At 31.5% G+C, this 19,801-nt stretch carries 20 protein-coding genes; 6 read left to right on the plus strand and 14 right to left on the minus strand.

Going from position 1 to position 19,801, the window contains the following annotated elements; translation table 11 throughout:
- Positions 1 to 6: 6 nt before the first annotated feature.
- From ACZ451_RS05275 to ACZ451_RS05300, 6 genes are all read left to right on the plus strand, one after another.
- On the plus strand, positions 7 to 1,854 hold the full coding sequence (locus tag ACZ451_RS05275; protein WP_464216054.1) for a M1 family metallopeptidase: 1,848 nt from the start codon (positions 7 to 9) through the stop codon (positions 1,852 to 1,854).
- Between the two features lie 226 nt (positions 1,855 to 2,080).
- On the plus strand, positions 2,081 to 3,283 hold the full coding sequence (locus tag ACZ451_RS05280) for a tetratricopeptide repeat protein (protein ID WP_464216055.1): 1,203 nt from the start codon (positions 2,081 to 2,083) through the stop codon (positions 3,281 to 3,283).
- A 124-nt stretch (positions 3,284 to 3,407) separates the two neighbouring features.
- Entirely contained in the window at positions 3,408 to 3,800 is a 393-nt protein-coding gene (rnpA, locus tag ACZ451_RS05285; protein ID WP_464216056.1) for a ribonuclease P protein component, read from the plus strand.
- Between the two features lie 29 nt (positions 3,801 to 3,829).
- Complete coding sequence (locus ACZ451_RS05290) at positions 3,830 to 5,458, plus strand: S41 family peptidase (protein ID WP_464216057.1); 1,629 nt, start codon at positions 3,830 to 3,832, stop codon at positions 5,456 to 5,458.
- 678 nt (positions 5,459 to 6,136) lie between these two features.
- Complete coding sequence (locus ACZ451_RS05295) at positions 6,137 to 7,258, plus strand: cytochrome-c peroxidase (protein WP_464216058.1); 1,122 nt, start codon at positions 6,137 to 6,139, stop codon at positions 7,256 to 7,258.
- 316 nt (positions 7,259 to 7,574) lie between these two features.
- Positions 7,575 to 8,288, plus strand: coding sequence for a hypothetical protein (locus ACZ451_RS05300; RefSeq protein WP_464216059.1), 714 nt, complete (start codon positions 7,575 to 7,577; stop codon positions 8,286 to 8,288).
- A gap of 14 nt (positions 8,289 to 8,302) precedes the next feature.
- Here ACZ451_RS05300 and ACZ451_RS05305 read toward each other — a convergent pair whose 3' ends face one another.
- From ACZ451_RS05305 to ACZ451_RS05370, 14 genes are all read right to left on the minus strand, one after another.
- Entirely contained in the window at positions 8,303 to 9,208 is a 906-nt protein-coding gene (locus tag ACZ451_RS05305; RefSeq protein WP_464216060.1) for a peptidoglycan DD-metalloendopeptidase family protein, read from the minus strand.
- A gap of 21 nt (positions 9,209 to 9,229) precedes the next feature.
- Positions 9,230 to 10,594 carry a peptidoglycan DD-metalloendopeptidase family protein gene (locus ACZ451_RS05310; protein WP_464216061.1) on the minus strand — a complete coding sequence of 455 codons (1,365 nt, stop codon included), beginning with the start codon at positions 10,592 to 10,594 and terminating at the stop codon, positions 9,230 to 9,232.
- The gene (locus ACZ451_RS05315) at positions 10,587 to 10,970 is read right to left on the minus strand and encodes a BlaI/MecI/CopY family transcriptional regulator (protein ID WP_464216062.1); all 384 of its coding nucleotides are present in this window, start codon (positions 10,968 to 10,970) and stop codon (positions 10,587 to 10,589) included. Before ACZ451_RS05315 ends, ACZ451_RS05310 begins: the two co-directional genes overlap by 8 nt.
- A gap of 467 nt (positions 10,971 to 11,437) precedes the next feature.
- Complete coding sequence (locus ACZ451_RS05320; protein WP_464216063.1) at positions 11,438 to 11,704, minus strand: hypothetical protein; 267 nt, start codon at positions 11,702 to 11,704, stop codon at positions 11,438 to 11,440.
- Between the two features lie 402 nt (positions 11,705 to 12,106).
- The gene (locus ACZ451_RS05325) at positions 12,107 to 12,355 is read right to left on the minus strand and encodes a hypothetical protein (RefSeq protein ID WP_464216064.1); all 249 of its coding nucleotides are present in this window, start codon (positions 12,353 to 12,355) and stop codon (positions 12,107 to 12,109) included.
- Between the two features lie 394 nt (positions 12,356 to 12,749).
- Positions 12,750 to 12,998 (minus strand): hypothetical protein, encoded by a 249-nt coding sequence (locus tag ACZ451_RS05330; RefSeq protein ID WP_464216065.1) that lies wholly within the window; start codon positions 12,996 to 12,998, stop codon positions 12,750 to 12,752.
- Between the two features lie 405 nt (positions 12,999 to 13,403).
- A complete protein-coding gene (locus tag ACZ451_RS05335; protein ID WP_464216066.1) occupies positions 13,404 to 13,556 on the minus strand; it encodes a hypothetical protein in 153 nt (50 codons plus the stop codon).
- 434 nt (positions 13,557 to 13,990) lie between these two features.
- Positions 13,991 to 14,149: a hypothetical protein gene (locus tag ACZ451_RS05340; protein WP_464216067.1), complete on the minus strand. Its 159-nt coding sequence runs from the start codon at positions 14,147 to 14,149 to the stop codon at positions 13,991 to 13,993.
- 591 nt (positions 14,150 to 14,740) lie between these two features.
- Positions 14,741 to 14,902 (minus strand): hypothetical protein, encoded by a 162-nt coding sequence (locus ACZ451_RS05345; RefSeq protein ID WP_464216068.1) that lies wholly within the window; start codon positions 14,900 to 14,902, stop codon positions 14,741 to 14,743.
- 1,171 nt (positions 14,903 to 16,073) lie between these two features.
- Positions 16,074 to 16,238, minus strand: coding sequence for a hypothetical protein (locus ACZ451_RS05350; protein WP_464216069.1), 165 nt, complete (start codon positions 16,236 to 16,238; stop codon positions 16,074 to 16,076).
- Between the two features lie 500 nt (positions 16,239 to 16,738).
- The gene (locus ACZ451_RS05355) at positions 16,739 to 16,984 is read right to left on the minus strand and encodes a hypothetical protein (RefSeq protein WP_464216070.1); all 246 of its coding nucleotides are present in this window, start codon (positions 16,982 to 16,984) and stop codon (positions 16,739 to 16,741) included.
- Between the two features lie 398 nt (positions 16,985 to 17,382).
- A complete protein-coding gene (locus ACZ451_RS05360; RefSeq protein WP_464216071.1) occupies positions 17,383 to 17,571 on the minus strand; it encodes a hypothetical protein in 189 nt (62 codons plus the stop codon).
- Between the two features lie 435 nt (positions 17,572 to 18,006).
- Positions 18,007 to 18,165: a hypothetical protein gene (locus tag ACZ451_RS05365; RefSeq protein WP_464216067.1), complete on the minus strand. Its 159-nt coding sequence runs from the start codon at positions 18,163 to 18,165 to the stop codon at positions 18,007 to 18,009.
- Between the two features lie 328 nt (positions 18,166 to 18,493).
- Complete coding sequence (locus ACZ451_RS05370) at positions 18,494 to 19,789, minus strand: HlyD family secretion protein (protein ID WP_464216072.1); 1,296 nt, start codon at positions 19,787 to 19,789, stop codon at positions 18,494 to 18,496.
- Positions 19,790 to 19,801: the final 12 nt, after the last annotated feature.

Genomic DNA, 19,801 nt, shown 5'->3' on the forward strand with positions numbered 1-19,801 from the left:
TTAAAAATGAAAAAATTAATTGCTTTCGTATTAGTACTATCTGGTACTGTAGCTATTGCTCAAAATACTTCGTATTGGCAACAGCATGTAGACTATACGATGGATGTAGAAATGGATGTAGAAAACTTCCAATATACAGGAACTCAAAAATTAATATATACCAATAATTCTCCTGATGCATTAAACAAAGTATACTATCATTTATACTTTAATGCATTTCAGCCAGGGAGTGAAATGGATATTAGATTACAAAATATAGAAGACCCAGATGGTAGAATGATGGCGAATAATAAGAGTAGAATAGCAGCCTTATCGCCTGAAGAAATCGGTTATTTAAAAATTTCCTCTTTACAACATAATGGAAACGACGTTTCGTATACCGTAGAAGGAACTATTTTAGTGGTGAAGTTAAATGAGGCAATCCCCGCTGGTGGAAAAGCTACTTTTGATATGGTTTTTAAAGGGCAAGTGCCGCTACAAATTCGCCGTTCTGGCCGTGATAATAAAGAAGGGATCTCCCTTTCCATGTCGCAATGGTATCCTAAATTGGCAGAGTACGATTTTGAAGGTTGGCATGCAGACCCTTATATAGCACGTGAATTTCATGGTGTTTGGGGCGATTTTGATGTGAAATTAACACTTGATAAAAAATACATTGTGGGTGGTAGCGGTTACCTCCAAAACCCTAATGAGATTGGTTATGGCTATGAAACGCCTGGAACTAAAGTAAAAAAACACAAAGGAAAAACACTAACATGGCATTTTAAAGCCCCTAACGTGCACGATTTTACTTGGGCAGCAGATCCAGATTATATCCATGATACCTTACAAGTAGAGAATGGTCCTTTATTACATTTCTTTTATCAGAATGATAAAAATATTATAGAAAACTGGAAAAATTTACAGCCTAAAACGGCAGCAGCCATGCAGTTTTTTAGTGAGAATGTAGGGAAATATCCTTATGATCAGTATTCTGTGATCCAAGGTGGAGACGGTGGTATGGAATATGCTATGAGCACCTTAATAACGGGCGAACGTAAATTTGGTAGCCTTGTAGGGGTTATGGCGCATGAGTTAGCACACTCCTGGTTTCAGCATATCCTTGCAACAAACGAAGCCAAGCACGAATGGATGGATGAAGGTTTTACCACTTTTATTTCTTCGCTATGTATGAATGCAATTATGGACCAGAAAAAAGAAAACCCTTTTACAGGAAGTTATAATGGGTATTATTCTTTGGTAAAATCTGGAAAAGAACAACCGCAAACTACCCATGCAGATCGTTATGATACCAATAGGCCTTATGGTATAGCTGCCTACAGTAAAGGCGCTGTTTTCCTTTCTCAATTAGGTTATGTAATAGGGCAAGATAAACTAATGGAAAGCCTTCGTAAATATTATGAAGATTTTAAATTTAAACACCCAATTCCTAACGATATTAAAAGAACGGCAGAGAAAATTTCTGGTTTAGAATTAGATTGGTATTTAACAGATTGGACACAAACCACTAATACTATAGATTATGGCATAAAAGAAGTTACCGCAGATGGTAGTGGAACTAAAGTTACCCTAGAGCGTATTGGTCTTATGCCCATGCCTGTAGATATTTTAGTAGTTTATAATGATGGTACACAAGAAACCTTCTATGCGCCACTTAGAATGATGCGTGGTGAAAAAGAAAATCCGTATCCACAACTTAAGAGAACGGTATTAGAAGATTGGCCTTGGGCTTTTCCAACTTTTAACTTTACGCTATCTAAACCGATGAGTGAAATAAAAGGAATTATGATAGACCCTTCTCAGTTGATGGCAGATGTACAACCAGAAAATAATACTTGGTTAGCAACAAATTAAGTTTTAAAATATTTATTTTGATAAAACCCATTTGGATATATTCTAGGTGGGTTTTGTTTTTTAAAGTATTTTACACTATAATAAACAGAGGTGTATATTGGTAAATAGTTATCGGCAAGTATGTTTTGAAGTCGCTTAGTGAGGTGAGTTGCTTTTTTTAACTTTAAAGAAATATCATACCACTGTGAAAAAAAAGAACATTTTTAAATATAGGTTAGAGAAAAATATGGCGAAAAAAAAGAATAAAGAGCTATCAAAATCAACGATTAATCTAGGTGCTTCGCTTCATGAAAGTAATCCTGAAATAGCTCAGGAACGGTATGAACTTTCAATACGTAAAGGAGAAGTACCTGCGATGTTTAACTTAGCCGAAATGATTAAAGAAAAAGAACCAGAAGAAGCTATAAGATTATACCGTATGGCAATTGATAAAGAACATGTAGATGCGATGTTCAACTTAGCCATATTGCTTAAAGAAAAGGAACCAGAAGAAGCCATAAAATTATACCGTATGGCAATTAATAAGGGGCATATAGATGCGATGTATAACTTAGCTAATCTGCTCAAAGAAAAGGAACCTGAAGAAGCCATAAAATTGTACCGTATGGCAATTAAAAAAGGGCATGTTGCTGCCATGTACAACTTAGCCATAATGCTCAAAGAAAAGGAACCAGAAGAAGCTATAAAATTGTACCGTATGGCAATTGATAAAGGATATGTAGGTGCGATGTTTAACTTAGCCGTAATGCTCAAAGAAAAGCAACCAGAAGAAGCCATAAAATTATACCATATGGCAATTAATAAGGGGCATGTAGCTGCGATGTTTAACTTGGCCAATTTTATTAAAAAAAAGCAACCAGAAGAAGCCATAAAATTATACCGTATGGCAATTGATAAGGGACATGTAAATGCTATTATCAACTTAGCTATAATGCTCAAAGACAAGCAACCAGAAGAAACCATAAAATTATTCCGTATGGCAGTTGATAAAGGGCATGTAAATAGCATGAACAACTTAGCCATTATGTTACAGGAAAAGCAACCAGAGGAAGCTATAAAGTTATACCGTATGGCAATTGATATGGGACATCTATATGCTGGATACAACTTAGCCCTAATGCTAAAAGACAAGCAACCAGAGGAAGCTATAAAATTATTCCGTACGGCAATTGATAGAGGAGATATAAGTGCTACTTTTAACTTAGCCATAATGCTACAGGAAAAGCAACCAGAGGAAGCAATAAAATTATTCTATATGGCAATTGATAAGGGGCATGTAAATGCTATGAATAACTTAGCCATACTATTAGAGGAGAAGCAACCAGATGAAGCTATAAGATTATACCGTATGGCAATTGATAGAGGGCATGTAAAAGCAGCGTTTAACTTATCCATAATGCTCAAGAAAAGCAAGCCCAATAAGCCCTAAAATATACATTCATATGGGTTAAAGTTTGATCTTTACATATATAGCACTCCTTTTAAATTGAAGAAAAAAGACCTAAATTGTATCTTTACACACAACAATAGTTCTACTATAGCAAAAAGCTTGAATGACTGAAGAAAAAAAGCCCAATTATACATTCCCTAAAAAAGAAAAATTAAAGCGTAAAAAAAGCTTTGAAAAACTCTTTTCCGAAGGAAAAAGCCTTAGTAATTATCCCATACGGCTTATGTATGTGGAAACAGAAATGCCAGCAGGTGTACCAATACAAACAGGTGTAAGCGTTTCCAAACGCAATTTTAAAAGTGCTGTAGATAGAAATAGAATCAAAAGGCTTTTACGAGAAAGTTATCGATTGCATAAAAACCTGCTTTTTAACAATAGTATCAGCAATTTTTCGTTGTTATTTTTATACCTTGGAAAAGAACTGCCACAGTTGCATATCATTGAAAAAAGCATGGTGCATGTTCTAGAAAAGTTTATTCAAAAAAATAAAAGATAACTTCAATTTTATCTTTAAAAAGATCCAAAATGAAAAAAGTACTTCAAAAGAAAGTCATCATCCCAGTTATAGCCCTTACATTTTTAATTGTAGGGAGTAGTTTTAAATCCGATTTTTTTGAAATTGCAAAGCAAATCGAAATTTTTACCACGCTTTTTAAGGAGTTGAATATGAATTATGTGGATGATACCAATCCGGCAGAATTGATGGATACCGCCATTAAAAATATGCTAGACGATTTGGATCCCTACACTCGTTTTTTAAACGAACAAGATGTTGAAGCCTATAAAATTAACAATGCAGGAGAATATTCTGGTATTGGTGCTGTAGTGCGTTCGTACAAAGAGAAACTGGTGATTATAGAACCTTATAAAGATTACCCAGCAGATAAAGCAGGTTTAAAAGCGGGTGATGAAATTGTAAAAATAGGTGATATTGTAGTAAAAGATTATGAAGATAATGCCAATGAGCTTTTAAAAGGAGCAAATGGAGCAAGTGTTACCGTTACGTTTAACAGACAAGGAGAAACCAAAACAACTACCATTACTAGAGAGGCAATAGAAGTAGATGCAGTGCCCTATTTTAATATGGTAGACGACAAAACAGGCTATATTGTTCTAGCAAAATTCAACAGAAAAGCATCTGAACAAACCAAAAGTGCTTTATTGGATTTAAAAGGTAAAGGCGCCGAAAAAATTATTTTAGACCTTAGAGGCAATCCTGGTGGTTTATTAACCGAGGCAATTAATGTTTGTAATCTGTTTGTAGATAAAGGAGAACTTATCGTTACTACAAAATCTAAAGTAAAAAAGTTTAATTCGGAATATAAGACTAAAAACAAACCAGTTGATACTGAAATTCCATTGGTGGTTTTAGTCAACGGACGTAGTGCTTCGGCCAGTGAGATTGTTTCTGGAGGGCTGCAAGATTTAGACAGAGCAGTAGTAGTAGGTGCCCGTAGTTTTGGAAAAGGTTTGGTACAACGTCCATTAAGACTCACCTATGGTACACAATTAAAAGTAACCATCTCTAGATATTATACCCCTTCTGGACGATGCATCCAATCTCTTGATTATTGGAATAGAGATAAACAAGGCAATGCTGTGAGAACTAAAGAATTTAATGACTTTAAAACCCGTAATGGAAGAAAAGTGCAAGATGGCGGTGGGGTTTTACCAGATGTAGAAATAATGGCCTTAAAAAACAATAGCCTTACCAAAGCTCTGATTAGTGAAAACGCTATTTTTGACTTTGCAACGGATTATTACTATAAGCATTCGCTCACCAATATTTCTGATTTTAATTTTACAGATGCTGATTTCGAAGATTTTAAAACTAAAATAAAAACAAGCGGATTTTCTTTTGAAACAGAAACAGAAAAAGCTTTACAAAAAGCAATGACGGCTAAAGACTCCGAATTTTTTGATGATAGTGTTCAAGAGAAATACAAAAGCTTATTGTCTGAAATAAATGCGAATAAAATTGCTGGTTTAGATCGTTCTAAAAAAGAAATCATCAAAGAAATAGAAGACGAAATTGTTACCCGTTATTTCTATAAAGATGGTTTGTATGACTATTATCTTAAAAATGATGAAGCGATTTTAACAGCCACGGCGTTATTACAAGACCAAGCAAAATATACGAGTATTTTAAAATAAAGCGTCTGTTCGAGTGAATTTTTGGAATGAAATGAAGAAAATTTATATCGAGAACTGTTTTAGATCCAAAATCCTATTCTCGATACATTTCTTCCTTCGGTCAAAATACTCGAATTGACGAATTTTAAATAAGCATTTCTGGGTAAGACTTAAAGCCTTTATAGCTCGCTTATCAAGTAAATAATTGAATAAAGCGTCTGTTCGAGTGAATTTTTGGAATGAAATGAAGAAAATTTATATCGAGAACTGTTTTAGATCCAAAACCCTATTCTCGATACATTTCTCCCTCTGGTTGAAATACTCGAATTGACGAATTTTAAATAAGCATTTCTGGGTAAGACTTGAAGCCTTTATAGCCCGCTTATCAAGTAAATAATTGAATAAAACGTCTGTTCGAGTGAATTTTTGGAATGAAATGAAGAAAATTTATATCGAGAACTGTTTTAGATCCAAAATCCTATTCTCGATACATTTCTTCCTTCGGTCGAAATACTCGAATTGACGAATTTTAAATAAGCATTTCTGGGTAAGACTTGAAGCACTTAAAGCTCCATTATCGAGAATGTCGCTTTTGTACCTAAAAAAATAGTTTTCATTATACTCCATTTTTAAATGATGTAGTAATCTTATGGTATGAGAAACAGCGCTGTATGTTCATCACTACTAATATTCTTTTTCTTGTGCCTTAATTGCAAAGAACAAAAAACAGATGCTTCCTTAAAAAAGCTTGCTTCCACTGATTTCTCTGCATTACCAAAAACAGTTAAAGCTCCGCTAGATAATCCAACGACACAAGAAAAAATAGCCTTAGGAAAATTACTTTTTTACGATCCTATTCTCTCTGGAAATAAAGATGTTTCTTGTGCTACATGCCATCACCCAGCAAATGGATATGCAGAACTTTTAGACTTGTCTATAGGCGTAAACGGTGTAGGATTAAGCAATGAAAGGCATTTTAGATCTCCAAATACCATTCCCAGGCTAAAAAGAAATGCGCATAGTGTTTTAAATGCCGCTTTTAATGGTATTGATACCGAAGGTAAGTACCGCCCAGAAAATGCACCAATGTTCTGGGACCTAAGAGCGGAGAGTTTAGAAGCCCAAGCCATACTCCCCATAAAAACCTTTGAAGAAATGCGGGGTTCTACCTATACAGAAGAAAGTATATTAGATGAGGTATTAAAGCGGCTACAAGAAATTCCTGAATACCAAACTTTATTTAAAGCGGCTTTTAATGAAGAAATTAGCATAACAAATATTGCTAAAGCTATCGCAGCTTTTGAGCGTACTTTACTAAGCAATAATGCTCGTTTTGACTTGTACATGCGTGGGGATACAAATGCTATTTCTATTGCAGAAAAAGAAGGTTTTGAACAATTTAAAAAAGTAGGGTGTGCCAATTGCCACAAAGGGCCTATGTTTTCCGATTTTAAAGCACATGTTTTAGGAGTACCAGAAAATAAAAAACTAACTAGTCCAGACAGGGGAATAAAGGATACGTTTGCCTTTAGAACGCCCTCTTTACGAAACCTGCGTTTTACCGCGCCCTATATGCACAACGGAAGCTTTAATACACTCTTAGAAGTTTTAGAATTTTACGAAGACATTGCCTTTGGTAATGTTAAAAACCATTTAGTGCCTAAAGATAAGTTTGATCCTTTTATACCACAACTACAGCTTAGTGTTAAAGAAATGTCCCAAATTATATCGTTTTTAAACACTTTGAACGATGATCATTTTGATAAAGAAATTCCGCTCGCTGTTCCAAGCGGACTTCCCGTTGGGGGAAATATTCAATAATAAAAAAGTATCAACCTCAGTACTTTTCAGAACTAAAATATAAGCTTACCTGCTGTGCATTTAGGGATATTAATAGTTCTAAAATGTCTGTTCGAGTACTTTTGAGGTACGAAAAAGTGTATCGAGAACTGTTTTGGAACTAAAACCCTGATTCTCGATACAATTTTTCTTCATTTCATTTCTAAAAATCACTCGAACTGACAAGTTTTTGTTCAAAATACAAAACAGGTAAGCTTACTTTTCACTGTAAACTGGGTATATAAAATATAAAACAAGCTGCATATTTGTTATCATATTAATTTTTTAACTTCAGCAGATGAAAAAAAGACTATATAGCCTACTAGGTATTGTAATACTGCTGGCTTGCACAAATCCTAAATCCTCATCTACAAATCGTAGTAATACTAGCACAGAAGCGCAGCAAAAAGATACTACTTTAATTATATTAGCCGATATGCCTATTTTAATGGATAGTACCGAGACTCTTATACACCCTATTGGCGAGTTACAATTTTATAGAGGCGGAAGAAAAATGCTTAGTTGGAGTAGTTACAAAGAGGAATCCGTTGGGAGCTTTTATGTTTCAAATTATCAAAATTTTTCATTTTCTGGACAGATGCATAATTTAAAATTTCAGCAGATCAATTCCGATGCATTAAAACCTTTAACTGATAAAAATCTAAGGATTACTTCAGTACAATTTTTAAATGAAATTTATAGAAATACGGGTACACAACTTCTTTTTTATCATATTATAGATGCAGATACTAATGCAGATGGTGTGTTAGACTATAAGGATGTACAAAGCTTATACCTAAGCCGTTTAGATGGTAGTAGCTTTATAAAACTAACGCCAGACCATCAAACCCTATTAGATTATAAAATAATACATGCTATTAATAGGTTATATTACAGAACTACAGAAGATGTAGATAATAATGGAACCTTTACAAAAATAGATAAGGTACACTACCATTATATAAATCTTACGGATTCTATTTTAAAACCTAAAACCTATAATCCTTTTTAAACTCAAACTATACCTTAAAAACCGATAAGTAATTTTTGCCCTATTCTAAGTTTGCTAGTTTTTTTAATAGCGTTTGTTTTACAAATTCTAGAAACTGGAATATGATACTTATTCGCAATTTTAGAAAGGGTATCTCCTTTTTTAATGATGTATAGTTTTTTTTGTTCTTGCTGGTCTTTTTCTGCCGCTTCTAAGCTTGTACAAACAGTTATTTTACTTTGCCTTCTAGAACTATGTATTTCTGGTGTTATCCACCTAATTGGTACCCAAATATCTTTACTTCTTATTGTATTAGCTTCTCCAAAATCAAAAAGGTATTCTGGATGAATGCGCACTCCATTATAGCTTACTTCTAAATGCAAATGACTGCCTCTAGAATTACCTGTTACACCTCCTAAGCCGATTGCTTGGCCTTTTACTACTGTGTCATTTACGTTTACCAATTGTTTAGACAAATGGGCGTAGGTTGTTTCTAAACCATTATTATGGCGTACTATAACTGTTTTTCCGTGTTTAGCATGGTAATTTACATAACGCACCCTACCCCCTAAAATAGTAGCTACAGTATCTCCTGTAATCAGGTCAATATCAATTCCTTGATGTGATCTGCCCCAACGCCAGCCATAACGAGATGTAATTACTTTTTTACGTTGTATGGGTGATGCATAAGTACTGTCTTTAAATGTTATCTGAAACAGCGCTTTTTTAGTTTGATGCTGATATGGGTTAAATAATAGTGTATCCCAATAGGCTTCAAAGTAATTTTCTTGAAATGTTACGGTTTCAGTATTCGTTTTAATTTCACTTTGCAATGAAATAATATCTTTTGCAAGAAACTCCAATTTAGATAGGTTGATGTGTTGACTATACCCACTATAACTTATAAGTAGCAAACAGCAGCTAAAAACTATTTTTTTCATAAAATATAACTGGCTCTATAATTATACTCCAAAGAAATTTTCTGGATTTTGTTTTTCTCCATTATGATGCACTTCATAATGCAAATGTGGCCCTGTAGATTTACCTGTATTCCCTGTGTTTCCAATAAGTTCTCCTTTTTTAACTTTCTGATTTTCTTTGACCTCAAATGTACTTAAATGCGAATAATAGGTCTCGTAGCCATCTGCATGAGAAATAATAATTAGATTACCCCAATCTCCTTTTCGCTTCGCGAAAATAATAATTCCGTCTGCAGTAGCAACTACTGGCGTTCCTATTTTTGCTCTAATATCAACCCCATTATGCATCATTTTTTTCTTATGAATGGGGTTATACATCATCCCAAAATGTGCTGTAATATTTTCGCTTTTTACTGCTGCAATTGGTGGTATTGATGGTGGGGAATCATTTTCAATAAAATGGTTTTTTACAATAGGAAAAACTGTTGCGTGATTTGTTTTAAAAGCCATAAGCAAGAGTCCCATTATGGGGATTAAAAATACATACCTAATTAATGTTCTGCTTTGTGATTTACTTTTAGTGATCATGTCTATTCGTTTTTTGATGATTTGATAATTAAAATAACTGTATAATTTAGTTGTTGTATCACTACTTAGATTTTCTAATAAAAGTGCTAAATAGGTAGATTTTTTGATCTTATTTTTTAATACACTGTGATCTGCCTGAAACTCATGTACGGCCTTCATAGATTTTCTAAAAAAATATACAAAAGGGTTAAACCAAAATAAGGCAATGTATATTTCTATTAAAATTAAGTCTATAGTATGACGCTTTTGTACATGAACTTTTTCGTGCTCTAGTATAGGGTTTTGATGAAGAAAAGGATTTGTTTTCAAGGAAATACCTTGTGAACCCGTTCCAAGCGTATTTACAGAGATTTTAGGAATAAAAATCCAATGAAAACAAGAAAAAATAGCGGTACTGTCCAAAAGCACATATACATATCCGTTTTGTGAAAATGCTACTGATTTTCTTTTCAAATTAAAAACTTTTACAATGCTTAAGAGCAATCTTACTATGCCAATTGTGAGCCCTGCTGCATATAAAATAACCATATAAAAAGAAAGACTATTTGTTGTTTTTAAATCTAATTCTTGTACTAAAACTGGTGCTTGGATCTGCGGAAAAAGCGTTTCGTTAAAAACAGGAATTTCTATGGCTGTTGTTGCTATTGTTGGTATATATTTATGCACAATAGGAGCACTTAAAGACAAGCCCATAATAAGCAATAATACAATTCTATTAAGACGATGAAAAGTCAACTTTCTTAAGCATACCGAATAGAGAGCATATGCAATTGTAAACACAATACTTGCTTGTAAAAGGTATATCAATAAACTACTCATTCTTCTTTTTTAGAAATTCAATTTTTTCATCAATCATTAATTTCATTTTCTCTAATTCCGTAAGGTTTACCGCTTCGCTATCCGTAAAAAAAGTGGCAAAATTACTGACAGAACCGCTAAAAAAATTACCAATAACTGCTTTAAAGTGGTCTTTAAAATAATGCTCTTTAGAAACCAATGGGTAATATTCATGAACCTTACCATAGGTGGTATAATGGATGAATTTTTTCCTAGTTAATACCCGTATTACGGTAGATATGGTGGTGTATGCTGGTTTGGGCTCAGGAAACTGCTCTACAATATCTTTTAGAAATGCTTTTTCTAAATTCCAGATATATTTCATAACCTGTTCTTCTGCTTTTGTGAGCTCTTTCATAGGCCAAATATATACTATTTTTATTATATAACTATAAAAATAGTCATAAAACTATATTTATAGTCACACTTGTTATTTTTCAACCTAAATTATGCATTAAAAAGCTTCATTATTTTGTGCATGAAAAGCTGAGCAGTGGCCTTAGTAATTGCTTATGGTAACAGCATATAGGCGGATAGACTTTTATTTTTTTTGCCATATCAAAACAACTGAAAAAAGCCTTAAGTACTCCACATTTTACCCTATGGAAAAGCGTATCTATTGTTGCCCATTCTATATGGCTACAGATATAGCGCTTTCTGCCAAATATACCTTGTAGTAGAAATCTAATTGAAACTCATCTCCGCTTTCTATTTAAATCTCTTCATTAAAAAAAACCCTGCAGTGTAACTGCAAGGGTTTCTTTAAAATTAATGGATTGTATAAAAAGTATACTATTGTTTACTTTTTTATTAGAGTTTCTTAAGCTATCCTCTTGGTCTTCGTCTTTTTTTTCTAGGTCTTACACTACATTTTCCCGATTTTTTTTGGCACCTCTTCCCTCCCTTTAACTCAGAAGAAGCGTTGTCATCTAATTTTGTAAATCCTAGCTCGTTAATACTTTTTTGATTAACTACCATTGTGTCTTTTAATTTAAAAATTTCCATAATTATATTTTTTAATTTATTTAACCAAATATCTACATCATTATGAGCCAAAACAAGTAAAGTATCTGGCGCTTTATAAAAGGTCAAAAAAAGAAGTTAACTGTTTGAAAAACAAATCTTAACACAAATAACAAGACCAGTAAATACTAAAAATTAGTGTACAGAAAATTGGCCCTCTATTATACTATTTTATTTAGCCCTATTTTAAAGAATTTTTTACTTGTCTCAGAGCTCTTTAAACTGATTAAAAGCTCTTTCTAAGAACCTGAGGGCTTCAGCAGATCAAAAGATATTAACCCTTAAAAAAGTCCATCATTCAACTTATTTATTAAATTTTAAAAATAGGTGTTTAACTCATCTCCGCTTTCTATTTAAATCTCTTCATTAAAAAAACCCCTGCAGTTACACTGCAAGGGTTTCTTTAAAATTAATGGATTGTATAAAAAGTATACTGTTGTTTACTTTTTATTAGAGTTTCTTAACCTATCTTCATGGTCTTCGTCTTCTTCTCTTCTTACATTTCCCCGTCTGTGGGTTACAAAATCCTCCCTTTAACTCAGAAGAGGCATTGTTATCTAATTTTGTAAATCCTAACTCGTTAATGCTTTTTTGATTAACTACCATTGTGTCTTTTAATTTAAAAATTTCCATAATTATATTTTTTAATTTATTTAACCAAATATCTACATCATTATAAACCAAAACAAGTAAAGTATATGGCGCTTTATAAAAGATCAAAAAAAGAGGTTAACTGTTTGAAAAACAAAGCTTAATACAAATAACAAAACCAGTAAATACTAAAAATTAGTGTACAGAAAATTGGCCCTCTATTATACTATTTTATTTAGCCCTTTTTGAAGAATTTTTTACTTGTCTCAGAGCTCTTTAAACTGATTAAAAGCTCTTTCTAAGAACCTGAGGGCTTCAGCAGATCAAAAGATATTAACCCTTAAAAAAGTCCATCATTCAACTTATTTATTAAATTTTAAAAATAGGTGTTTAACTCATCTCCGCTTTCTATTTAAATCTCTTCATTAAAAAAACCCTGCAGTTACACTGCAAGGGTTTCTTTAAAATTAATGGATTGTATAAAAAGTATACTGTTGTTTACTTTTTATTAGAGTTTCTTAAGCTATCCTCTTGGTTTTCTCGTGCATCTTCGTTTGCGAACATGAAATTTGCAATCCCCTCCCTTTAACTCAGAAGAAGCATTGTCATCTAATTTTGTAAATCCTAGCTCGTTAATACTTTTTTGATTAACTACCATTGTGTCTTTTAATTTAAAAATTTCCATAATTATATTTTTTAATTTATTTAACCAAATATCTACATCATTATGAGCCAAAACAAGTAAAGTATATGGCGCTTTATAAAAGATCAAAAAAAGAGGTTAACTGTTTGAAAAACAAAGCTTAATACAAATAACAAAACCAGTAAATACTAAAAATTAGTGTACAGAAAATTGGCCCTCTATTATACTATTTTATTTAGCCCTTTTTGAAGAATTTTTACTTGTCTGAGAGCTCTTTAAACTGATTAAAAACTCTTTCTAAGCGCCTGAGGGCTTCGGTAATAATTTCTGCAGATCAAAAAATGTTAACCTTTAAAAAAGTCCATCACTCAACTTATTTATTAAATTTTAAAAATATCTGTTTAACTCATCTCCGCTTTCTATTTAAATCTCTTCATTAAAAAACCCCTGCAGTTACACTGCAAGGGTTTCTTTAAAATTAATGGATTGTATAAAAAGTATACTATTGTTTACTTTTTATTAGGGTTTCTTAAGCTACCACCATCTTCTTCTTCTACACCCATGCACCCAGTCGCAATCTCCTCCCTTTAACTCAGAAGAGGCATTGTCATCTAATTTTGTAAATCCTAGCTCGTTAATACTTTTTTGATTAACTACCATTGTGTCTTTTAATTTAAAAATTTCCATAATTATATTTTTTAATTTATTTAACCAAATATCTACATCATTATGAGCCAAAACAAGTAAAGTATATGGCGCTTTATAAAAGGTCAAAAAAAGAAGTTAACTGTTTGAAAAACAATGCTTAATACAAATAACAAAACCAGTAAATACTAAAAATTAGTGTACAGAAAATTGGCCCTCTATTATACTATTTTATTTAGCTCTTTTTGAAGAATTTTTTACTCGTCTCAGAGCTCTTTAAACTGATTAAAAACTCTTTCTAAGCGCCTGGCTTCAGTAATAATTTCTGTAGACCCTAACCTGTTTGATTAGAGAATTCCAAAAGAGGTTAACCTTTAAAAAAGCCCATCACTCAGCTTATTTATTAAATTTTAAAAATAGGTGTTTAACTCATCTCCGCTTTCTATTTAAATCTCTTCATTAAAAAACCCCTGCAGTTACACTGCAAGGGTTTCTTTAAAATTAATGGATTGTATAAAAAGTATACTGTTGTTTACTTTTTTATTAGAGTTTCTAAAGCTATCTTCATGGTCTTCGTCTTCGTCTTGGTCTTTTTCTTGGTCTACATTTCTTCGATTTTTTTTGGCAATTCCCACCCTTTAACTCAGAAGAGGCATTGTTATCTAATTTTGTAAATCCTAACTCGTTAATACTTTTTTGATTAACTACCATTGTGTCTTTTAATTTAAAAATTTCCATAATTATATTTTTTAATTTATTTAACTAAATATCTACATCATTATGAGCCAAAACAAGTAAAGTATATGGCGCTTTATAAAAGGTCAAAAAAAGAAGTTAACTATTTGAAAAACAAAGCTTAACACAAATAACAAAACCAGTAAATACTAAAAATTAGTGTACAGAAAATTGGCCCTCTATTATACTATTTTATTTAGCCCTTTTTGAAGAATTTTTACTTGTCTGAGAGCTCTTTAAACTGATTAAAAACTCTTTCTAAGCGCCTGGCTTCAGTAATAATTTCTGCAGATCAAAAGAGGTTAACCTTTAAAAAAGTCCATCATTCAGCTTATTTATTAAATTTAAAAATAAGTGTTTAACTTATCTCCTCTTTCTATTTAAATCTCTTCATTAAAAAACCCCTGCAGTTACACTGCAAGGGTTTCTTTAAAATTAATGGATTGTATAAAAAGTATACTGTTGTTTACTTTTTATTAGAGTTTCTTAACCTATCTTCTTCGTCTTCTTCTCTTCTTACATTTCCCCGTCTGTGGGTTACAAAATCCTCCCTTTAACTCAGAAGAGGCATTGTTATCTAATTTTGTAAATCCTAACTCGTTAATACTTTTTTGATTAACTACCATTGTGTCTTTTAATTTAAAAATTTCCATAATTATATTTTTTAATTTATTTAACTAAATATCTACATCATTATGAGCCAAAACAAGTAAAGTATATGGCGCTTTATAAAAGGTCAAAAAAAAGTTAACTGTTTGAAAAACAATGCTTAATACAAATAACAAAACCAGTAAATACTAAAAATTAGTGTACAGAAAATTGGTCCTCAATTATACTATTTTATTAAGCCCTTTTTGAAGAATTTTTTACTTGTCTCAGAGCTTTTTAAACTGATTAAAAACTCTTTCTAAGCGCCTGGCTTCAATAATAATTTCTGCAGATCAAAAGAGGTTAACCTTTAAAAAAGCCCATCATTCAACTTATTTATTAAATTTAAAAATAGGTGTTTAACTCATCACCGCTTTCTATTTAAATCTCTTCATTAAAAAAACCCTGCAGTTACACTGCAAGGGTTTCTTTAAAATTAATGGATTGTATAAAAAGTATACTATTGTTTACTTTTTATTAGAGTTTCTTAAGCTATCTTCATGGTCTTCGTCTTCTCCTACATGTTGGTTTGCGAACATTAAATCTACAATCCCCTCCCTTTAACTCAGAAGAGGCATTGTCATCTAATTTTGTAAATCCTAGCTCATTAATGCTTTTTTGATTAACTACCATTGTGTCTTTTAATTTAAAAATTTCCATAATTATATTTTTTAATTTATTTAACTAAATATCTACATCATTATGAGCCAAAACAAGTAAAGTATATGGCGCTTTATAAAAGATCAAAAAAAGAGGTTAACTGTTTGGAAAACAAAGCTTAACACAAATAACAAAATCAGTAAATACTAAAAATTAGTGTACAGAAAATTGGCCCTCTATTATACTATTTTATTTAGCCCTTTTTGAAGAATTTTTTACTTGTCTGAGAGCTCTTTAAACTGATTAAAAACTCTTTCTAAGAGCCTGAGGTCTTCGGTAATAATTTCTGCAGATCCTAACCTGTTTGATTAGAGAATTCCAAAAGAGGTTAACCTTTAAAAAAGCCCATCATTCAACTTATTTATTAAATTTTAAAAATAGGTGTTTAACTCATCTCCTTTTTCTATTTAAATCTCTTCATTAAAAAACCCCTACAGTTACGCTGCAAGGGTTTCTTTAAAATTAATGGATTGTAAAAAAAGTATCCTATTGTTTACTCTTTTTTTGACAATAATTCTATCCTCTACCTCTTCTTCTCCTACGTATTCTACATCTCCTATTTTCAAAGCGACACCCTCCCTTTAACTCAGAAGAGGCATTGTCATCTAATTTTGTAAATCCTAGCTCGTTAATGCTTTTTTGATTAACTACCATTGTGTCTTTTAATTTAAAAATTTCCATAATTATATTTTTTAATTTATTTAACCAAATATCTACATCATTATGAGCCAAAACAAGTAAAGTATATGGCGCTTTATAAAAGGTCAAAAAAAGAAGTTAACTGTTTGAAAAACAAAGCTTAATACAAATAACAAAACCAGTAAATACTAAAAATTAGTGTACAGAAAATTGGCCCTCTATTATACTATTTTATTTAGCTCTTTTTGAAGAATTTTTTACTCGTCTCAGAGCTCTTTAAACTGATTAAAAACTCTTTCTAAGCGCCTGGCTTCAGTAATAATTTCTGTAGACCCTAACCTGTTTGATTAGAGAATTCCAAAAGAGGTTAACCTTTAAAAAAGCCCATCACTCAGCTTATTTATTAAATTTTAAAAATAGGTGTTTAACTCATCTCCGCTTTCTATTTAAATCTCTTCATTAAAAAACCCCTGCAGTTACACTGCAAGGGTTTCTTTAAAATTAATGGATTGTATAAAAAGTATACTGTTGTTTACTTTTTATTAGGACCACCAGCTTTTGTTTGTACACCTCGCAATCCGATTTTGGCACTTCCCTCCCTTTAACTCAGAAGAGGCATTGTCATCTAATTTTGTAAATCCTAGCTCGTTAATGCTTTTTTGATTAACTACCATTGTGTCTTTTAATTTAAAAATTTCCATAATTATATTTTTTAATTTATTTAACCAAATATCTACATCATTATGAGCCAAAACAAGTAAAGTATCTGGCGCTTTATAAAAGATCAAAAAAAGAGGTTAACTGTTTGAAGAACAATGCTTAACACAAATAACAAAACCAATAAATACTAAAAATTAATGTACAGAAAATTGGCCCTCTATTATACTATTTTATTAAGCCCTTTTAAAGAATTTTTTACTTGTCTGAGAGCTCTTTAAACTGATTAAAAACTCTTTCTAAGCACCTGGCTTCAGTAATAATTTCTGCAGATCAAAAGAGGTTAACCTTTAAAAAAGTCCATCATTCAGCTTATTTATTAAATTTAAAAATAAGTGTTTAACTTATCTCCTCTTTCTATTTAAATCTCTTCATTAAAAAACCCCTGCAGTTACACTGCAAGGGTTTCTTTAAAATTAATGGATTGTATAAAAAGTATACTGTTGTTTACTTTTTTTTGACAATAATTTTATCCTCTTCTTCTTCTTGGTCTTCTTGGTCTTTTATTTTTAGGTCTCTTCTTACATGTCCCAGGCCTCTGATGGCACTTCCCACCCTTTAACTCAGAAGAGGCATTGTCATCTAATTTTGTAAATCCTAGCTCGTTAATGCTTTTTTGATTAACTACCATTGTGTCTTTTAATTTAAAAATTTCCATAATTATATTTTTTAATTTATTTAACTAAATATCTACATCATTATGAGCCAAAACAAGTAAAGTATATGGCGCTTTATAAAAGATCAAAAAAAGAGGTTAACTGTTTGGAAAACAAAGCTTAACACAAATAACAAAATCAGTAAATACTAAAAATTAGTGTACAGAAAATTGGCCCCTCTATTATACTATTTTATTTAGCCCTTTTTGAAGAATTTTTACTTGTCTGAGAGCTCTTTAAACTGATTAAAAACTCTTTCTAAGCGCCTGGCTTCAGTAATAATTTCTGTAGACCCTAACCTGTTTGATTAGAGAATTCCAAAAGAGGTTAACCTTTAAAAAAGCCCATCATTCAACTTATTTATTAAATTTTAAAAATAGGTGTTTAACTCATCTCCGCTTTCTATTTAAATCTCTTTATTAAAGAAACCCCTGCAGTTACACTGCAAGGGTTTCTTTAAAATTAATGGATTGTATAAAAAGTATACTGTTGTTTACTTTTTTATTAGAGTTTCTAAAGCTATCTTCATGGTCTTCGTCTTCGTCTTGGTCTTTTTCTTGGTCTACATTTCTTCGATTTTTTTTGGCAATTCCCACCCTTTAACTCAGAAGAGGCATTGTCATCTAATTTTGTAAATCCTAACTCGTTAATACTTTTTTGATTAACTACCATTGTGTCTTTTAATTTAAAAATTTCCATAATTATATTTTTTAATTTATTTAACTAAATATCTACATCATTATGAGCCAAAACAAGTAAAGTATCTGGCGCTTTATAAAAGATCAAAAAAAGAGGTTAACTGTTTGAAAAACAATGCTTAACACAAATAACAAAACCAGTAAATACTAAAAATTAGTGTACAGAAAATTGGCCCCTCTATTATACTATTTTATTTAGCCCTTTTTGAAGAATTTTTTACTTGTCTCAGAGCTTTTTAAACTGATTAAAAACTCTTTCTAAGAGCCTGAGGTCTTCGGTAATAATTTCTGCAGATCCAAACATGTTTGGTGTGTACTTAAGCTCTTTTTTATAGGTGGTTTTTAATCCGTCTTTAAGGGAAACTGTTATTAAGTACATATTTTGCATTGATTCGGGAGTCTTTACTTCGTAAGGTAGCAAAGAAATTTCTTCAACTTGGCCAATCAATTGCCCATATTCTTGATAAGGAAAATTATCTAATTTAATTTTTACTTTTTGGTCTTTTTGAATTTTACCATACCCTTGGGAAGGAATTTGAATATAGCCAATGTATTCTTGATTGTTGGGAATAATAGCAAATAAAGGAGTTTGTGCGGAAATGTATTGATTGGTTGTTATTTTATTTAAATAAGATAACTTACCGTCTATTGGCGCGATTACAGCGTAGTTTTGTTGCCATGTCTGAATGTAGTTTTTTATAGAGTTAATAGATGCATTAATGCTTGTTTCTAGCGCCATTCTCTTGCTATCATCATTCTTTTTTAATTCATTCTTTTGTGTTAAGTAGTTTGCTACGGTAATCTTATTCTGAACATAGTTCTTTTTTACATTAATGAGTTGCTGCTTTTTCCCAATATATTCAGTTTTATTCTTAAAAAATTCATTTTTTGCGATTATCCCTTTTTGAAATAATAAACTATCTGCTCTAAATTTCTCTTTTGCATTTTTTAGCTCTTGTATCAATAATTCTAGTTCTCCTTTAGTTATACTTGCTAATCGATCATTATATTTTATCTGTAAGTTAATATTTTTTAATGTTTTAAGAGAATAATCGTTATTGATGAGTGCATGATACTCCTTTAAAGCATTATTGAAATTATTATATTCGGTTTGTATTTCTCCCAATGTACCAAGTTGTTGCATTGACAGTAATGTTTTGCCTACTTCTTTAAATTGAAATTCATTAATAAGGCGGTTTAAATGATCTACTGTTTCTTTTTTTATAGGGTTCGTTAGCTCCGCAATCGTTGTTCCCTTTTTTATACTAACGTTATCTGCAATGTAAAGCTGTTCTATGTATCCATCTGTTTTATTAATTAATTTTATTGGTGGCTGCTCTGTTGTAAGTGTTATTTCTCCTGTTATAACATCAGGATACTTAATAAACCAAGCTATAAAAACAAGCATAAAAATTAAACCAAAAATTAGAGAAATCCCCCATCGAATCATCCAATTAGGAACATGAGAAAGCATTTCTTGGACTTCATCACTCCGTATTTCTATTTTTTTATTTTCTGGCACTTTTAAAATTTA

The organism is Allocellulophaga tsushimaensis, from assembly GCF_055383085.1.